The sequence below is a fragment of the Paenibacillus sp. FSL M7-0656 genome (assembly GCF_038003225.1).
GTDB lineage: Bacteria > Bacillota > Bacilli > Paenibacillales > Paenibacillaceae > Paenibacillus > Paenibacillus amylolyticus.
On sequence record NZ_JBBOOT010000001.1, the window covers coordinates 4,090,219 to 4,104,282 of the forward strand.

The 14,064-nt window shown below is 48.1% G+C and carries 15 protein-coding genes and 1 riboswitch; of the genes, 8 read left to right on the forward strand and 7 right to left on the reverse strand.

What is annotated here, in order from left to right; translation table 11 throughout:
* Positions 1–180 precede the first annotated feature (180 nt).
* On the reverse strand, positions 181–1,050 hold the full coding sequence (gene speB, locus MHI01_RS18145; RefSeq protein ID WP_036607280.1) for an agmatinase: 870 nt from the start codon (positions 1,048–1,050) through the stop codon (positions 181–183).
* Between the two features lie 15 nt (positions 1,051–1,065).
* The gene (speE, locus tag MHI01_RS18150) at positions 1,066–1,893 is read right to left on the reverse strand and encodes a polyamine aminopropyltransferase (RefSeq protein ID WP_340983784.1); all 828 of its coding nucleotides are present in this window, start codon (positions 1,891–1,893) and stop codon (positions 1,066–1,068) included.
* Between the two features lie 412 nt (positions 1,894–2,305).
* On the opposite strand from speE, the gene MHI01_RS18155 reads away from it, so the two are divergent.
* Complete coding sequence (locus MHI01_RS18155) at positions 2,306–4,384, forward strand: transglycosylase domain-containing protein (RefSeq protein WP_340983785.1); 2,079 nt, start codon at positions 2,306–2,308, stop codon at positions 4,382–4,384.
* A gap of 198 nt (positions 4,385–4,582) precedes the next feature.
* Here the strand turns inward: MHI01_RS18155 and MHI01_RS18160 are convergent, their stop codons facing one another.
* Positions 4,583–5,086 (reverse strand): YwhD family protein, encoded by a 504-nt coding sequence (locus tag MHI01_RS18160; RefSeq protein WP_017691308.1) that lies wholly within the window; start codon positions 5,084–5,086, stop codon positions 4,583–4,585.
* 101 nt (positions 5,087–5,187) lie between these two features.
* Here MHI01_RS18160 and MHI01_RS18165 point away from each other — a divergent pair, with 101 nt between their 5' ends.
* From MHI01_RS18165 to MHI01_RS18185, 5 genes are all read left to right on the forward strand, one after another.
* Entirely contained in the window at positions 5,188–7,179 is a 1,992-nt protein-coding gene (locus tag MHI01_RS18165; protein ID WP_340983786.1) for a M1 family metallopeptidase, read from the forward strand.
* Positions 7,180–7,189: 10 nt separating this feature from the next.
* On the forward strand, positions 7,190–8,041 hold the full coding sequence (locus MHI01_RS18170) for a hypothetical protein (RefSeq protein ID WP_036607309.1): 852 nt from the start codon (positions 7,190–7,192) through the stop codon (positions 8,039–8,041).
* Positions 8,042–8,286: 245 nt separating this feature from the next.
* Positions 8,287–8,424, forward strand: a riboswitch (cyclic di-AMP (ydaO/yuaA leader).
* Positions 8,425–8,427: 3 nt separating this feature from the next.
* Positions 8,428–8,898 carry a C40 family peptidase gene (locus MHI01_RS18175; protein WP_017691311.1) on the forward strand — a complete coding sequence of 157 codons (471 nt, stop codon included), beginning with the start codon at positions 8,428–8,430 and terminating at the stop codon, positions 8,896–8,898.
* A 353-nt stretch (positions 8,899–9,251) separates the two neighbouring features.
* Positions 9,252–9,746 carry a GNAT family N-acetyltransferase gene (locus MHI01_RS18180; protein ID WP_036607287.1) on the forward strand — a complete coding sequence of 165 codons (495 nt, stop codon included), beginning with the start codon at positions 9,252–9,254 and terminating at the stop codon, positions 9,744–9,746.
* A 150-nt stretch (positions 9,747–9,896) separates the two neighbouring features.
* A complete protein-coding gene (locus tag MHI01_RS18185) occupies positions 9,897–10,253 on the forward strand; it encodes a c-type cytochrome (protein ID WP_036607288.1) in 357 nt (118 codons plus the stop codon).
* A gap of 74 nt (positions 10,254–10,327) precedes the next feature.
* Here the strand turns inward: MHI01_RS18185 and rbsK are convergent, their stop codons facing one another.
* The 4 genes from rbsK to MHI01_RS18205 form a co-directional block, all read right to left on the reverse strand.
* A complete protein-coding gene (gene rbsK / locus MHI01_RS18190; RefSeq protein WP_340983787.1) occupies positions 10,328–11,311 on the reverse strand; it encodes a ribokinase in 984 nt (327 codons plus the stop codon).
* A 44-nt stretch (positions 11,312–11,355) separates the two neighbouring features.
* Positions 11,356–11,652, reverse strand: a complete 297-nt coding sequence (locus MHI01_RS18195) for a 4a-hydroxytetrahydrobiopterin dehydratase (protein WP_017691315.1) — start codon at positions 11,650–11,652, stop codon at positions 11,356–11,358.
* 30 nt (positions 11,653–11,682) lie between these two features.
* Entirely contained in the window at positions 11,683–11,838 is a 156-nt protein-coding gene (locus MHI01_RS18200; protein ID WP_155985029.1) for a hypothetical protein, read from the reverse strand.
* Between the two features lie 64 nt (positions 11,839–11,902).
* Positions 11,903–12,196: a hypothetical protein gene (locus MHI01_RS18205; protein WP_074092938.1), complete on the reverse strand. Its 294-nt coding sequence runs from the start codon at positions 12,194–12,196 to the stop codon at positions 11,903–11,905.
* 233 nt (positions 12,197–12,429) lie between these two features.
* Here MHI01_RS18205 and motA point away from each other — a divergent pair, with 233 nt between their 5' ends.
* Together motA and motB are read left to right on the forward strand one after the other, a co-directional pair.
* On the forward strand, positions 12,430–13,230 hold the full coding sequence (gene motA / locus MHI01_RS18210) for a flagellar motor stator protein MotA (protein ID WP_036607291.1): 801 nt from the start codon (positions 12,430–12,432) through the stop codon (positions 13,228–13,230).
* On the forward strand, positions 13,217–14,035 hold the full coding sequence (gene motB, locus MHI01_RS18215) for a flagellar motor protein MotB (RefSeq protein ID WP_036607292.1): 819 nt from the start codon (positions 13,217–13,219) through the stop codon (positions 14,033–14,035). Before motA ends, motB begins: the two co-directional genes overlap by 14 nt.
* Positions 14,036–14,064: the final 29 nt, after the last annotated feature.

The window sequence follows — 14,064 nt, forward strand, 5'->3', positions numbered from 1 at the left end:
TGACCGAACCCGATCACCATATACTTCACGAATGTAATATATCAATTAATATACTACTGAATACTTATGTAGTCAGTATAGCACAGCTCTGTACAAAAGTTAACAATACAAAACGCCCTCCCCTGCGCAAAGTTGAACCCGCGCAGACAGAGAGCGTTATACTTATCGATTATTCTGTGATTATTTCACGAATCCAAGCAGCATTTCACGGATCAGCTTCGCAGCTACAATCTGTGTCTGTTGTGTTGGATCATAGATTGGTGCAACTTCAACCAAGTCACAACCAACTACATTTACATCAGATCCTGCGATCATATGAATGGCTTCCAGCAGTTCCTTGGACGTAATGCCGCCCGCTTCTGCTGTACCTGTTCCTGGCGCTGCTGACGGATCAAGCACATCGATGTCGATGGTCACATACACCGGACGGTTGCCCATCTTCGGAAGAGCTTCCTTCATCGGAGCTGCCACTTCAAATGGATAGAAGTTGATGTTCTCGCGACCATACTGGAACTCCTCACGGGAACCGGAACGGATACCGAACTGATAGATGTTTTTGCCACCCATCAACTCAGCTGCTTTACGCACTGGCGTGGAGTGGGACAATGGCTCGCCTTCATAGTTTTCACGAAGGTCTGCGTGTGCATCAATATGAATCAGAATAAGATCCGGGTATTTCTTATACATCTGTTGGATGACTGGCCAAGTAACCAGATGCTCGCCACCGAGACCAACTGGGAATTTGTCGTCAGCGAGCAGACTGCCGATGTATTCATGAATTACTTCAAGGCTGCGTCCCGCGTTACCGAAAGGCAAGAGCAGGTCTCCAGCGTCAAAGTATGTCATGTCTACAATGCTTTTGTCGAGATATGGGCTGTACTCTTCAAGTCCAACCGATGCCTGACGGATATGAGATGGGCCGAAACGGGAACCCGGACGGAAGCTGACGGTGTAATCCATCGGCATGCCATAGATAACTGCTTTGGAGTTCTCATAATCCTCAGAGCTGCAAATAAATACGTTTCCTGAATAAGCTTGATCCAGTTTCATTAATGATTTCCCCTTTTATTTCGTTAAATCTTCCACGAATTTAGGAAGTACAAATGCTGCTTTGTGCAGACGCGGAGAGTAATACTTGGTATCTATCTCCGGGATTTGAGTCTCATCCACTTCAAGCGGGTCATGTTTCTTGCTACCCATGGTGAATGTCCACAAACCACTTGGATAGGTTGGAATATTACAGCCGTACACATGTACGATCGGGAAGATTTCTTTGACGTCTTTGTTCACCTTCTGGATCAGATCCGCCTTGAACCAAGGGTTGTCCGTTTGGGCAACGAAGATTCCGTCTTCTTTCAATGCTTCGTAGATGCCTTGGTAGAACCCACGCTCAAACAATGGCGCAGCCGGGCCTACAGGCTCCGTAGAGTCTACGATGATCACATCGTATTCATTTTTATGTTCAATAATATGCATGTAGCCGTCGTTTACGAGCACTTCAACATTAGGCTCGTCCAACTTGCCGGCGATTTCAGGCAAATATTTTTTGGAGTATTCAATAACTTTACCGTCAATTTCGACGAGAACTGCTTTTTCTACAGCATCATGTTTAATGACTTCACGAATGACTCCGCCATCGCCGCCACCGACAACCAGAACTTTTTTCGGATTCGGGTGAGTGTTCAGCGCAGGGTGTGCCGCCATTTCGTGATATACGAATTCGTCTTTTACAGTCGTCATCACCATGCCATCAAGAAGCAACATGTTACCGAATTCTTCGGTCTCTACCATGGCCAAATCTTGAAAATCCGTTTTCTCTGTAACATAGGTCTGCTTAATCTTCGCGGTGATCCCGAATACCGGGGTCTGTTTCTCCGTAAACCACAATTCCATAATCTCTACCTTCTTTCCGTAAAGTTAATGATCAGCCATACCCGACCAAGTGCTGTGCACTATAATCGGTTCGCCCAAGCACGTCCAGCGTTCGGCGCCATATCGCGTTATCATTGCTGGCCTGCGGGAAAGGTCCGCGGTTCACTTCATTATATAGATTAAATTGACCAGAGCGTGCAGAGCGTCTGACTAATCAATGAATCAATGACCATTCGTCTGTTCGTCCTTACGCGCTTTAGTATCTTGTGCCGAATCTTACCTTTTCATTACCCTTTTGCATTATACGCGATTGACGTTTATACTGCAAAACGGTTTTTAAGGCGAAAATGCTACATTTTGTTTGCTTATGCACCCGATTGAATATCCCTGCCAATCAAGTCCCATACTGGAAGAAAAGAGAGGAGCCCGTTCCATGACCAAGCCAAATCAAAAGACCCGCAAACGCGGGTTCCGTGTACGTAAATTGTTTAAAAACCTGTCTCTGCTCGCCGTGCTCGCCATACTTGCTACCGTTGCAGGATTGGTCTATCTATACGCAACCAGCCTTCCCCTAGCAGACTCTGATCGGAATTCCAGATTACTGGACAGTCAGGGTGAAGTCATCGCTACCTTCTCCGCAGGTGGCAAAGACTCTGTACCCGTTCAACTGGAGGATATCGCTCCAGATTTGGTCCATGCCACTCTGGCTGTAGAGGACCGCAAATTCTATAATCACTACGGGTTCGACGTGCAAGGGATGGGACGGGCTGTGCTCGTTAACCTCGAACATATGCAGATGTCGCAAGGTGCAAGTACATTGACTCAACAGCTTGCGCGTAACCTGTATCTATCTCATGAGAAAACATGGACTCGCAAAGCCAAGGAAGCCATGTACACGGCGCAATTGGAGATGAAATACAGCAAGGATGAAATTTTGCAGATGTATCTGAACGAAATCTATTATGGGCATGGTGCGTACGGAATCGAAGCGGCTTCACGAATGTATTTTGGCAAATCAGCGAAACAGCTGGATCTTGCAGAGAGTGCCATGCTGGCAGGAATCCCGAAAGGACCTACCTACTATTCACCCTATAACCATATGAAGAATGCCAAAGACCGACAGAAGATTGTGCTGAATGCCATGGCTGATATCGGCAAGATCACCCAGGCCGAAGCGGATAAGGCCTATGAGAAAATGCTTTCGTTCAAACCGGAGAGCGAGCGTAAAACGGTGGAAAGCGCCCCGTATTTCCGTGACTATATCCGGAATCTGGCCATCAAAGAGTTGGGAATCAGCGAAGCGATGCTGGATCATGGGGGATTGAATATCTACACCACCCTGGATCTGCGTGTACAAAAAGCAGCGGAAGACGCCATAGCGAAGGGTATGGATGCCAAAAGTGAGCTGGAGACGGCCCTCGTGTCCATCGACCCTCGTACGGGCTACATCAAAGCCATGGTAGGCGGCAAGAATTACCGTACCAATCAGATTAACCATGTTCTAGCGACAACGCGCCAGCCAGGTTCGGCGTTTAAACCGATTATGTATCTGGCAGCCCTGGAATCCAAGCAACTCACCAGTGCATCCATATTTAACAGTGAACCTACCCTTTTTCACTATGACAATGACCGCAAAACCTATAAACCCGGCAACTTTGGAGACAAGTATCTGGGTGAGATTGATCTAAGACAGGCGATCGCCGCTTCAGACAATATTTATGCGGTGAACACCATTATGCAGATCGGTCCTGAGGAGGTTGTGAGTATGGCAAAAAACCTTGGCATTACAAGCAACCTGAGCGCCGTACCTTCTCTTGCACTGGGAACGTCACCTGTCAGCCCGCTGGAGATGGCATCGGCCTTTTCCGTCATTGCTGCTGGTGGACAACGGACGCCACCTGTAGCCATTCTACAAGTGACAGATGCCGCAGGACGTGTGCTCTATGAATCGCCTCAGACGAAGGCTGAGACCGTTGTGGAACCTGCGGCAGCTTATGTACTGACTCGTTTAATGGAAAGTGTCTTCGAAAATGGAGGAACGGGCAACCGGGTGTCTAAGGCGATCAAACGCCCGGTTGCGGGAAAAACGGGAACAACCAACACGGATGCCTGGCTCGTTGGATTCACACCGGAGCTCTCCACTGCGGTATGGGTTGGGTACGACCAAGGCAAAGCCATCTCCACTTCGGATGGCCGCCGGGCAGCGCCGATCTTTGCCCAGTTCACAGAACAGGCCCTTGCGAGCGTACCACCCAAAATCTTCACCGTGCCTGATCATGTCGTAAGTGTCTATATTGATCCGGAATCCGGCAAGCTGGCAGGCAACGGTTGTGAAGAGAAACGATTGGAAGTTTTTATTGATGGTACTGAACCGACAGAGGTATGCCATGGCACAACGGATGATTCGGATTCTGGAGAAGATGAGAAGACTCGTCAGGTACAGAATCAACAAGGCATACAGGAAGAGAAACATTCTTGGTGGGGAGATTTCAAACGTTGGTGGGTAGAATGACGTAAATGCGCAATGACTTAGTTGCGTCACCTATATCCCCTGGTTATATTGAACAATTGGAAATTCACTTCGGATGAAAACTCATAATTATTCAGATCGATGTATACGATTAAAGCACAAGCAAAAGACCCCCAACCGAAATTTCCGGTTAAGGGGCCTTTTGCTTTTTTTCTTTTAGACTGTGTTGAAAGATCTGCCTTAGGCGAGTGCTTCCTTCAATACATCTGGAGAAGCATTCCACCAGTCTTCATTGTGTGAGATCAGCAGTGTCTTAAGTGCAGCTCGAGCTTCAGGTCCAAGCTCATCCAACATGAAGCGACGCTTCAAGGCATAATCCATGCGATTCACATGTTCCGCCAGCAGTTTCCATCCACGTCTTGCTTCTGTATCAATCCACATCTCACATGCCGTTGCTCCACCATACAGTTGGCCTTCCTCCGTGCGATCGACAGCTACCCATACCAGCCATACCTGGCGTCCGTTGGGTACATCTTCACGATTGGTTGAGAACTTGATATTGCGTTCCACTTTGCTCTTCGCATGCATCGCACCGATATCGATTTTGGCTTCGCCATTATCAATAATGACCGGGGAAAGGTTATTCAGCTCAATGGAGCCTGCACCGAAGCCTTTATGCTTGCTTTTTGCACTAACGATATTCAAGGCAATCTGTTTTTTGCCGTTTTGCTCGTTTTGGTCCATGTTTATAACCTCCAAGGGTTGATACAAATATTTTAACTAATAATTGTCCCATTGCAAACATATACATGCTGTAGATGCTTGTCAACGGGAGGTATTTAACGATGATTCCACGACGCGCCAAGAGCTGGCTCACTGCATCCCTGGCCCTGTGTGTACTTGCCGGAGGGATATGGATCACTCTGGGTTATAATCGCTCAACTCATTCCGAATTGCCAGTACTCGCCCCCGAATCGGGCAAGCCTAAGGCAATAGCCCCAACGCCAGCACCTCCAGAAAGTGTACAGACCCCTACTGCCGAAGTGTACAGCAACCGTGTTGTGGAATATCACATGGATGTAAAACTGGTCGAAGGGAATGTACTGGAAGGGACTCAGACGATTACCTGGACACATCCAGGTAAAAAAACCGTCAGCGAGCTTTACTTTCATATGTATCCCAACGCCTTCTCTTCTGCTGACACCACCTTTATGAAGGAATCCGGTGGAAAGCTTCGGGGTGATGTCATGCCTACCAATGGTTATGGCTCCATGAACATTACCGAAATGAAAACGGAGGACGGGCTCTCTCTGCTGCACCGGATGCAGTATGTGCAACCAGATGACGGAAATATCAAGGACACCACCCTCATTAAAGTACGCTTGCCCAAACCCGTCAAAGGCGGGGAAAGCATCACGCTCCACACCCGATTTGAAGTGAATCTGCCGAAGATTTTTGCCCGGATGGGAACTGCTGATCATTTTGTCATGGCAGGTCAATGGTTTCCCAAATTAAGTGCCTATGAACCTGTGGGCAGACGTGGACGAACAACGGAAGGCTGGAATCTGCACCAGTACCATGGCAATTCAGAGTTTTACGCTGACTTCGGTATATATAGTGTGCGTATTCGGGTGCCTGAAACATACAAAGTAGCTGCTACTGGATTTCCGACGCAGCAAGCCGTGGTGAAGAATGGAGAAAAGGTCTATCAATTTTACGCCGATGATGTGCATGATTTCGCCTGGGCGGCCTCACCCGATTTTGTGTACGCCGAGGAACCCTTCTCTGCACCCAATGTGCCTGGTGTACGAATCAAGTTATATCTGGACCCAGCTCATCAGGATCTGAAAGAACGTTATTTCTACGCCGCGAAGGCCGCTCTAGCCAATTATAGCAAATGGTTTGGCCCATATCCTTATGCTACCTTATCCATCGTAGTTCCACCCAAAGCGGGGAACGGCGCTGGAGGTATGGAATACCCTACGCTAGTTACGGCCTTTGGAGCCGATGATACTACTCCGGGTTATGACCTGGAACGTACCGTAGTCCATGAGATCGGACACCAGTACTTCTACGGCATGGTTGCCAGCAACGAATTCGAGGAAGCCTGGCTGGATGAGGGATTCACCTCTTATGCAGAAGACAAACTGATGGAGCAGGAATACGGATTGATTCCGAATCTGCCAGTACAATCGGGACTGATTACGTCTCCTTCATCCTTAACACAAGAATCCTGGAAGTTTGATTCACAGAATGAGTATGCAGCCAATGTCTATACACGTGGCAAACTTGTATTGCTTGGTATCGAACATCAAGTCGGTGCCAAAAAGATGGAACGCATCCTCTCTACCTATGTGAAGAAGTACCGCTTCAAACATCCCACTTCGGCTGATTTTCAGAAAATTGTGGAACAAGTGACCCGCACTTCCTGGTCTGATTATTTTGATCAATACGTCTATAGTAACGGGATGGCTGACTTTGCTGTAGAGAAGATTCGTGTTACGCCCGTACAGAAAGACGGTCAAACATTGTACGAGTCATCCGTGACGATCGCAAAAAAAGGGAGTGATTACAATGCCGTTCCTGTTCGCATTGCTTTTGAAGACGGGCATATCCTCACCAAGCAATGGAATGGCAAAGAAGATCGCATCACGTATAAATTAACTCACACATCCCCCGTATCCTGGGCCATGACCGATCCCCTGTACTCGATCGTGCTGGAGAACCGCCATATGAACAATTTCCTGAAATCCGGACTGGATGAGCAGACGAAGTCCCGCTGGAGCATGAGTGTAACCAAACTAATAGAAGCCATATTCGGAGGTCTGTCATGGTGAGGTGGAAACGGTGAAAGCGAAAATACGTGAAGGCTGGTTTCTCGTCCGTCAGCATATGTTCATTGCCGCACTCTTATTTCTCTATCAACTCATTTGGGGATATTTCTTCTATCGAATGGTACAATCGGCCGTCATCCCACTGCTCCTTCGCTATCCAGATGCTGATGCCGGTGAGCTGAGTACACTTTTGTTCAAAATGGAAAGTCAACTTAACCTGTCTACCCATCCGGAGGTTCATCGTTATCTATGGATTCTCGGGGGCATGTTGCTGGTTCGCATGTTGATCAGCCCCCTCATTCAGGCAGGACTGCTCTACTCACTTCAGCACTTTAATTCTACAGAAGAGCGTATCCCCTTTGTCCGCGGAATCAAAAATCTGTGGAAACCGATGCTACTGCTCCACACCATACGTACATTATTGATACTTCTGCCCGCCTACTGGCTCATTCCGAAGCTTTACTCAATTCTGATGGACGGATTTCATTCCCTCCAATTACTTTTGCCTGGTATACCTTATGTTGCTGCCTGGATTGTATATGGTTGGATCATCCACCATGTCATACTCTACATGCAGTTCGGTGTTTCGGCACCAGAAGGAGAAGGCGGGGCTCACGGTACCCTCAAAGCCCTCTGGATTGCACTGCGTCATCTCATCGCCGTAATCGGCATTGCACTCCTGCTGGGCGGAGTACACCTGCTCGTCTTTGGGGCATTCACTACAGCCTCATGGTTATTAACGGGACTTACCGGACTTATACTACAACAGACGTATCCACTTGCCAGGTGTCTATTGAGTCTGTGGAAAATATGCAGCCATTTCCGATTATGGCAGTCCAAAATATCCAAAGGTGAGAGCAGATAGTTTAAAAATTGTTACCATCACATGTTAAACTCATGGCCTAATATGTACTTATAAATAGGCAAACCTCAACCTTTCCCCGTCAAAGGTCGAGGTTTTTTTTGCTAAATTTGTTGCTAAACGTTGCCAAAGCCGTACTCCTCTGTTACAATAATCGCAGTGAGTTTTTAGTAACAACTTTGTAATATTTACATTCATATTTGTAACTACTTAAAATTAAATCGTCATTTCTTGATTTCGCAGGTGCATAACTAGCATAGCCAAATTCCTGGCACCTGGGAAGCGGGGGAACCAGTTATGGGTGAATTGATCTTGCTACAGAGGGATCATAGGGGACCTTCAACCGAATCCTTAAGCTAACCTCGCAGGCGTTGGAAGGGGAATATCTCTTGTTCAAGAAGAAATTAACCGCAGCTGTACTTAGCATCACATTCGCTTTATCGCTTGGTGCAGGTAGCGCATTCGCAGATTCAAAGATGGACAAAGTAATTGATTCAGCAATGGGAACTACATATCAAAGTGGAGGAACAACGCTCAACGGCTTTGACTGCTCCGGATTTACACGGTATGTATTCGACAAGTTGGGTATTGATTTGGCACGCCAATCCAGTTCCCAATTCGACATGGGCGATTCCGTATCCCGCATGGAAATGAGAGCTGGCGATCTGGTGTTCTTTAATACAACAGGTAAAGGCGTATCTCATGTAGGAATCTTTGTAGGGGATGGAAAGTTCGCACACTCCTCTTCATCCAAAGGTGTTACGATCAGTGCATTGAGTGAAAACTATTGGGCCAATCGTTATGTTGGCGCGAAACGGATTATGAGCACGGACGCATATGAATCACTGGCCCTTGACTAGGGACAAGCTGAGCAACATGATGCTGTAACCATTAACCATACTGGAACGAAGCAAGAAGCATAACAGAACCGCCCGGTACATTCTCCGCAGGAATGTATCCGGCGGTTTTTTTGTGCTTCAATCCTTATTCATGTTGCAAGTTACTCGGGGTATATCCTGCGACATCAACAGGTTCATTTTGCGTTCGTTCGTCCGTGCCCTTATGATGTTTTTACCCATCCCGTTATAATATAAACGAAATTACCGGAACTTTTGTTTCATTTTTTTTCTTGGGAAGGAAGACTTGCTAAATGAACATCTCTTTTGTAGAGTGGACAAAGAGTTCTGTTTCAAGGAAAGGAGCATGCAGGTGTATGAAGGAAACCCCTGTGACGTTTCACGTTGTACCCATGCGAGAAGAACATGCGGAGCTTATCTGCAGTTGGCAGTATGATCCGCCTTACAATATCTACAGCTGGCTCCCCTGGGAGCAGATGAAGGCTCTGGAAGTGGAATTCGGAGATGCACAGCTGCGGCAGGAGCAATATGCGATCGTCCTGGATCAGAACGATCGTATATGTGGGTTTGCTCAATACTTCCCACTTCAAGGGGTAACCCGGATTGGCCTTGGCATGCATCCAGAGCTGTGTGGTCAGGGTCAAGGGACAGCTTTTGTCACTGCCATTGTACAGGAAGCTATTCGCCGAAATCCCACGAATGAGATTGATCTGGAAGTACTCACTTGGAATGCTCGTGCCATTCAAGTCTATCTGAAGAGTGGATTTGTCACCCAGGATACATACGAACGACAGACCCCAAGCGGCTTGAAGCCCTTTCACTGTATGGTTTATGAAGGGCCTCGCGGTTAGAATCCATTGCAAAACAACCAAATTTGCCCCTTGTTATGTGATTAGTTCAAAAAATTCCCACAAAATGCTATGATGTCAGTACAGGTTCCGTTATAATGATATGGATAGTTTCAGGTTAGATGATCTTTCATTCTGGAGGGGACATAAGGGATGCACAAATGGATCATGAGCGGAGTATTTTTTGCAGCATGCGCTTTAGCTATTGTTTTAATGTTTACGCTTCCAGGGAAAGAAGAAGTGGCTGAAGAAGCCAAGCCAACCATGCCGGAAGTAACATTGGATGCCGGACAAGCTGAAGCACTGGTCAAAGCCAATTGTATCTCCTGTCACGGGGATCAGCTTCAAGGTGGCGTAGGACCTGCTCTGGCAAACATCGGCAGCCAGGATGATCTGGAGAAGATCTATTCTACGATTGTCAAAGGTAAAGGTGGCATGCCTTCCTTCAAGGGCAAACTGCAGGACGAAGAGATTGCAAATATCGCCATGTGGCTGTCAGAGAAGAAATAATCTCTGCACACGCATAACAAAGAGGCGCTTAGTCCCCTTTTGGGAGAATAAGAGCCTCTTTGTTATATCAATTATTAAGCCTCTGCGGCATGCTCAGCCAGAAAGGCCTCAACTTCACGTGCGGACGGCATCCCGGACTGGGCGCCGAGCTTTGTCACGGATAACGCCGCCGCACCCATGGCGAAGCCTACGGCCGCGTCCAAAGTCTCACCGCGCGCGAGGGCTACCGCCAGCGCGCCGTTGAAGCAATCGCCAGCGCCGGTCGTATCGACGGCGCTTACGGCGTAGCCGGGCGAACGGCACGCCCCGGCACGCCCTGCTTGTACGCGGCCACCAGGCGCCGCCGCGTACACAGCCCCCTCGGGGCCGAGCGTCGTGACGACAGCGGCCCCGAGGGATGCGGCGAGCTCTGCGACCGCCGCATCCAGGTCTTCCGGCCGGAGATGATCCCGGCCGGTAAGCACGGCAAGCTCACTGCGGTTTGGCGTGACAACGTCGACGCACCGCAGGAGCTCCTGCGGCAGACCCGGCACCGCGGGAGCCGGGTTGAGCACCACCAGTGCGCTGCCTTCAGCCGCCAGTTGGGCGGCGCGGGTAACCGCTGGCAGCGGGATCTCCAGCTGCAGCAGCACCGCTGCGGCTGCAGTCAGGCTTTTTACCGTATCCGCCTCTTCCAGCATCTCAGGCACCACTTGCCCATTCGCACCAGGAATAACGATAATCCGGTTGTCTCCCCGAGAGAGCCAGATGGAAGCCGTCCCTGTAACCGTGTCTTCCAATATGCGAACCTGCGAGGCATCTGCACCACTTTCCGTCAGACTGTGCAGCAGACGTTCGCCAAAACCGTCCGATCCCACCGCACCAATCATCGTAGTCTGTCCACCCAGACGCGCAGCGGCAACAGCCTGGTTGGCCCCTTTGCCACCAGCGAGATAATGTAGCTCCTCACCGCTCACCGTCTCTCCCTCTTCCGGAATCGTGTCTGTCTTCACCACAAGATCCATATTGAGACTGCCTACGACAGCAATAAGAGGTTGTTTCTGATTATAGTCTGACATGTATGGTTCACTCACTTCTGGCCGCGCGATAATAACCGACCTCGTTATTGCGACCTCATTTTGTCATAAGCTTCGTTATATTGCCCTGCTTCCTTGATATCTACAGATGTAATACCACCCGCATCCCATGACGTGAGACGCAGCGTAACCGTTGTATAATCAATTGTAATAAAAGGATGATGATTGAATGCTTCCGAGATCGCAGCGACCTCATCCACAAATGCAATCCCTTTCATGTAGTTGGAGAACACGAATTTACGTACAATCCACCGTCCCTCTTCCAGTTCCCAGCCTTCCAGCCTTCCCAGATGAGCTTCGACTTCCTCTTGCGAAAAAACCATGCGTTATCTTCCTCCCCATAGGATGGTACATTACAGACATGCGTCCGTATAACCACCGACACCTTCGGCGCTATCAACAGCAACCTCAAAGGCCAGGCTCACCGCCATGCGGTTGGCCCATTTCACGACTAACATCTTACCACGGACAAGCTTCAAAATCCAATCAACTACATGGCATAGAACCAATAACCATAAGGCTTTGAGGGGAATTCCAATTCCATTTACACCCCTAAAGATGCAAGTAAACACACTAAATTAAAGGTACAAATGTCAACTCTTCTTCCCCGATCAAAATATGAATGCGGTGCTGTTCCTTATCGTGGATGACCACGCCACTTCCAACCGGAATAACGGACTCCTCGCCCAGCGCATAGAACAGATCCTCCGCCAACGCCTCATCCACTTCAAGTTGGTCAGATGCAGCCAGTCTCTCCCACTCTTCCGCGTCCATTTCAAAGAAAACATACCGATCCGGTATGCGTCCGATTGCCGTTGTCAGATCTGTCAAAATTCCTTCATAATCCCGTCCATGCTTTACGCCCATTGGCTTTTCACTCCTATTCGGCCCCTAAGGAGCGGATTTGATCTTATTATACCTGAAAATAGCCCTTAAAAAAAAAGGCCTTCTGGTCGATAAATACATATATGACCGTTTTAACTGTTTTAGCAACCGTAAGGAATGCCTAACATTGAACGGATTGCGGCCAAAAATTCGTCCGGAAGCCCGAACACAGCCGCTTGAAAGGATTCAATTTTATCTCATGGATGAGGTGTATGATGAACATTTCAACGATTATTGGACTAATTTTGGGGCTGGTCTCCCTTGTATTTGGTATGTTCTTGAAGGGTGCGCCCTTAATCAACCTGGTTAACAATCCCGCAGCCTACATTATTATCTTTGTTGGTACAGCAGGAACCATCTTTATCGCATTTCCGATGTCTGAAGTTAAAAAAATCCCTAAGCTTTTCGGGATTGTTTTCAAAAATCAAGTACTTATTGATCGCGTATCCCTGATCGGCACATTTATGGATTGGGCTTCCACTACCCGTCGTGAAGGTTTGCTTGCACTGGAATCAAAAGTAGAAGAGATTGACGATCAGTTCCTTCGTGGCGGTATGCGTATGATTATAGACGGCAACGATCAGGAATTTGTAAGTGATGTGCTCATGGAAGATATTCATGCTACAGAGGAGCGCCACCGTGGCAGTGCCTTGATCTTCGCTCAGGCGGGGATGTACGCACCAACGCTCGGGGTTCTCGGGGCCGTTGTAGGTCTCATCGCAGCACTTGCCGATCTCAGTGACATGGAGAAACTCTCCCATGCGATTGCGGCAGCATTTATCGCAACACTCCTTGGTATATTTAGTGGTTACGTGTTATGGCACCCGATGTCTAACAAGCTGAAACGGATGTCCAAGCAAGAAATGGAGATCAAGCTGATGATGGTTGAAGGACTGTTATCTATACAATCCGGTGTCTCCACCATCGCCATCAACCAAAAGTTATCCGTATTCCTGACACCTTCCGAACGTAAACAACTGGAAGAGAAGGAGGGATCACCAGGTGAAAAAGGCTAAGAAGCACGAACCACATGAAGAGCATATAGACGAGAGCTGGTTGCTTCCCTATTCCGACTTGATGACCTTGTTGCTCGCTCTGTTTATTGTATTGTTCGGTATGAGTTCAATCGATGCAGCTAAGTTCGAGCAGATGGCTTCCGCACTAAACAGTGCATTAAATGGAGGTTCCGGGATTCTGGACCATTCGTCCATGAATCCGGATACGCCAGGTGCTGACTTGGGTAAGAACAAACAGGAACCTACAGAAATCACCAAGAAAACACCAGCTCAGATTACAGATGCACAGATGGCTAAGAAAGAACAAGAAGACCTGGAGAAACTCAAAGAGCGGCTCGACAAATATATCTCGAAGAACGGGCTCTCGGACCAGCTGAACACCAAACTGAATCAGTCTGAATTGAAGATCACCATCAGTGATAACGCCCTGTTCTCCTCAGGCCGAGCAGATGTGAAGCCTGAATCACGATCCTTGGCCAAAGCAATCTCAAGCATGCTGCAGGAGTTCCCTGAATATGAAGTGGTTGTATCCGGTCATACCGATAATATTCCCATTTCGAACAACCAATATAAGGATAACTGGGATCTAAGCGCAGATCGTGCGCTCAACTTCCTGAAAATCCTGTTGCTGAACTCGCAATTGGACCCTTCCAAATTCACACCAAGTGGTTATGGAGAGTATCACCCAATTGCCAGCAATGACACCAATACGGGACGGGCACAGAATCGCCGTGTAGAGGTATCTATCATTCGGAAGTATCAAAGTAACAATACAAATGTAAAAGCCGTTGGCGGAGGAAACTAGAGGCCTGCAGCGATTCATTAACCAAAGAC

Excerpts from the sequence above, each read along its gene's own strand:
- speB (WP_036607280.1), bottom strand. The coding sequence starts at position 1,050 with ATGAAACTGGATCAAGCTTATTCAGGAAACGTATTTATTTGCAGCTCT.
- speE (WP_340983784.1), bottom strand. The coding sequence starts at position 1,893 with ATGGAATTGTGGTTTACGGAGAAACAGACCCCGGTATTCGGGATCACC.
- MHI01_RS18155 (WP_340983785.1), top strand. The coding sequence starts at position 2,306 with ATGACCAAGCCAAATCAAAAGACCCGCAAACGCGGGTTCCGTGTACGT.
- MHI01_RS18160 (WP_017691308.1), bottom strand. The coding sequence starts at position 5,086 with ATGGACCAAAACGAGCAAAACGGCAAAAAACAGATTGCCTTGAATATC.
- MHI01_RS18165 (WP_340983786.1), top strand. The coding sequence starts at position 5,188 with ATGATTCCACGACGCGCCAAGAGCTGGCTCACTGCATCCCTGGCCCTG.
- MHI01_RS18180 (WP_036607287.1), top strand. The coding sequence starts at position 9,252 with ATGAAGGAAACCCCTGTGACGTTTCACGTTGTACCCATGCGAGAAGAA.
- MHI01_RS18185 (WP_036607288.1), top strand. The coding sequence starts at position 9,897 with ATGCACAAATGGATCATGAGCGGAGTATTTTTTGCAGCATGCGCTTTA.
- rbsK (WP_340983787.1), bottom strand. The coding sequence starts at position 11,311 with ATGTCAGACTATAATCAGAAACAACCTCTTATTGCTGTCGTAGGCAGT.
- MHI01_RS18195 (WP_017691315.1), bottom strand. The coding sequence starts at position 11,652 with ATGGTTTTTTCGCAAGAGGAAGTCGAAGCTCATCTGGGAAGGCTGGAA.
- MHI01_RS18205 (WP_074092938.1), bottom strand. The coding sequence starts at position 12,196 with ATGGGCGTAAAGCATGGACGGGATTATGAAGGAATTTTGACAGATCTG.
- motA (WP_036607291.1), top strand. The coding sequence starts at position 12,430 with ATGAACATTTCAACGATTATTGGACTAATTTTGGGGCTGGTCTCCCTT.